This window comes from Acidimicrobiia bacterium (assembly GCA_012959995.1).
Lineage (GTDB): Bacteria > Actinomycetota > Acidimicrobiia > Acidimicrobiales > MedAcidi-G1 > MedAcidi-G2B.
This window is the reverse complement of record DUCC01000013.1, coordinates 26,674-27,462: the sequence shown is the minus strand read 5'-3', so window position 1 is coordinate 27,462 and position 789 is coordinate 26,674. Positions and strand designations below refer to the sequence as shown.

The window sequence follows — 789 nt, the reverse complement described above, 5'->3', positions numbered from 1 at the left end:
TTACCCCGGGGTGTGGGTAGACCCAACGGGCCAGAACCCCAGAAAGATTGCCGCCATTGGGGTGCGGCTTAGCCGGAACCGTTCCATGCATGGGTTTGCCTTAAACGTAGACCCTGACATGAGTTTTTTTGAGCGCATGGTGCCTTGTGGCATTAGCGATTATGGGGTTACCTCTCTGGCTGTTGAAGGTATTGAGGCCACCATGGAACAAGTGGTTGGTTTGGTGGCCAAGCGAGCAGTTGCCTTGTGGGCGCAGGGCCCGGTGGAGCGTACCGATGTGGCGTGGGCGGGCCGGCCTATTGATGTGGCGGCCTTTACCCGTGGCGAAGGCCCGGGGGAGCCACCACCGGTGGAGCGCAAGCCAGAGTGGATGAAGGTCAAGTTAGACACGGGGCCTGAGTATCGCCGGCTCAAAGCATTGATGGCCGAGCAAGACTTGGTAACGGTGTGCGAAGAGGCCCGGTGCCCAAACATTTTTGATTGCTGGAACGACGGCACGGCGACCTTCATGATTAATGGGGAGCGTTGCACCCGGGCTTGCGGTTTTTGTTTGGTCGATACCAGAAAGCCTGAGGGCCTTGACCTTGACGAACCGCGCCGGGTAGCCGAAGCGGTGCGGTCCATGGGGTTAACTCATGCGGTAATTACCACGGTGGCCAGAGACGATTTGCCCGATGGCGGGGCGGCCGCTATGGCAGCCACTATTGAAACGGTGCGGGCCGTTAACCCGGGCACCCGAGTGGAAGCTTTGATTTCAGATTGTCAAGGGGACGCCGAAGATTTGGCCAC

The 789-nt window shown here is 59.1% G+C and carries 1 pseudogene (only partly in view); it reads left to right on the top strand.

Annotated features, from left to right (window positions below):
* Positions 1-202: 202 nt before the first annotated feature.
* Positions 203-789 (top strand): annotated as a pseudogene (gene lipA, locus EYQ49_04005) (lipoyl synthase) (it continues 452 nt past the right edge of the window).